Genomic DNA, 1,889 nt, shown 5'->3' with positions numbered 1-1,889 from the left:
CGCGTCCGGGTGGCGTACGGCCTGCTGGGCCACGGCCGAGATCCGTTCGCGGCCCGCGGCGCGCGGCCCGGCGCCGGAGGGAGGTGATGCGCTTCGGCGGTACCGGATCCGGGCGCGGGCCGCGAACGGATCTCGGCCGTGGCCCAGCAGGCCGTACGCCACCCGGACGCGGGCCGGCGGCCGGCGTCCGCCCGCCGCGGGAAAGGCTCGGCCATGACCTTCCAGAATCCCGCCCACCGCGGCGGCCCGCGCCGCGGCCGGTTCGACCAGCTCGCCGAATACGCCTCGAACTTCACCAGCTCACCGCTGTTCTTCCTGTTCTGCCTCCTGCTCGTCGGCTTCTTCGTCGCCGCGCACATCGCCCTGCTCCCCTCCGAGGTGCTGCTGCTCGCCGGCGGGTCCATGACGGCGGTCACCCTGCTGCTCCTGGCGCTGCTCAAGAACGCCGAGATGCGCGCCGAACACGCCATCCAGCGCAAGCTCGACGCGATCGCCGCCGCCCTGCTGGAGGCGCACCGCGACGACCGCGGCCAGGCCTTCGAGGACCTGCGGAAGGCGATCCGGATGGAGGAAGAGACCTGAGCGAGGCCGGCGAAACGCCGCGGCGGTTCTTCCCGGCACCCCGGCGGACGACGACGATGCCGTGTCATGAACATTCTGCTCATCGCCAGCGCGTTCAACAGCCTCTCCCAGCGCCTGTACGCCGAGCTGTCCGACCACGGGCACCGGGTGGACGTCGTACTCGCCGCGCACGGACCCGACCCGGTCCGGGCCGCCGTGCACGAGCTGCGCCCGGATCTGATCGTCGCGCCGATGCTCCGGACGGCGCTGCCGGAGGACGTGTGGCGGGAGCGCACCTGCCTGATCGTGCACCCCGGCCCGCCCGGTGACCGCGGCCCGTCCTCGCTGGACTGGGCCATCGCCGGCCGGGCGGAGCAGTGGGGCGTGACCGTCCTCCAGGCCGAGGCGGGGATGGACGCGGGCCCCGTCTGGGCGGCCGAGCCGTTCCCCGTGCCGCCCGTCGGCAAGAGCGACCTCTACCGCAACGAGGTCTCCGACGCCGCCGTCACCGCCGTCCTGACAGCCGTACGGCGCTACGCCGAAGGTGCCCACAAGCCGCTCCCGCAGACCGACGAGTCGGTCACCGTCGTCTGGCGCGACTTCTTCCGGCAGGAGCGGCGCCGGATCGACTGGGAGCGGGACGACACCGAGACCGTCCTGCGCAAACTCCGCGGCGCCGACTCGCAGCCGGGCGTCCTGGACGAGCTCCTCGGCCGCGAGGTGTTCCTGCACGGCGGGCACCCCGAGGACCGGCTGCGCGGCCGTCCCGGCGCCGTGCTGGCCCAGCGCGCCGGCGCCGTCTGCCGGGCCACCCGCGACGGTGCCGTCTGGATCCCCGAACTGCGCCCCCGCAAGAACTCCGGCGACCCGGCGCCTTTCCGCCGGCCGGCCGCCTCGGTCCTCGCCGCCCAGCAGCCCGGCCTCGTCCTCCCGGAGGTCCCCGCCCCGCTGGACCTGCCGCCCGGCCGGCGCACCTGGACCGACATCCGCTACCGCCAGCGCGGCGACGTCGGCTTCCTCGCCTTCTCCTTCCCGGGCGGCGCGATGAGCACCGACCAGTGCCGCAGACTGCTCGCCGCCTATGAGCACGCGCTCACCCGCCCCACCCGCGTCCTCGTCCTCGGCGGCACCCGCGACTTCTTCTCCAACGGCATCCATCTGAACGTCGTGGAGGCGGCCGGCGACCCGGCCGAGGAGTCCTGGACCAACCTCAACGCCATGGACGACCTGGTGGAGGCCGTGCTGCGCACCACCGACCGGCTGGTGGTGGCCGCGCTCGCCGGCAACGCCGCGGCCGGCGGCGCCATGCTGGCCCTCGCCGCCGACCA

2 protein-coding genes are annotated in these 1,889 nt (G+C 74.6%); both read left to right on the top strand.

Features of this window, described 5'->3' with window-relative positions; all coding sequences use genetic code 11:
- Window positions 1–213 precede the first annotated feature (213 nt).
- Window positions 214–582 carry a hypothetical protein gene (locus CCN44_RS35445; protein WP_059254728.1) on the top strand — a complete coding sequence of 123 codons (369 nt, stop codon included), beginning with the start codon at window positions 214–216 and terminating at the stop codon, window positions 580–582.
- Window positions 583–648: 66 nt separating this feature from the next.
- A partial coding sequence (locus CCN44_RS35440; RefSeq protein ID WP_086702663.1) for an enoyl-CoA hydratase-related protein occupies window positions 649–1,889 on the top strand: 1,241 nt, incomplete at its 3' end.

This window comes from Streptomyces tricolor (assembly GCF_002155905.1).
GTDB classification, from domain to species: Bacteria; Actinomycetota; Actinomycetes; order Streptomycetales; family Streptomycetaceae; genus Streptomyces; species Streptomyces tricolor.
Note: the sequence above shows the minus strand (reverse complement) of the source record. Positions and strands in the feature narration are given on the sequence as shown.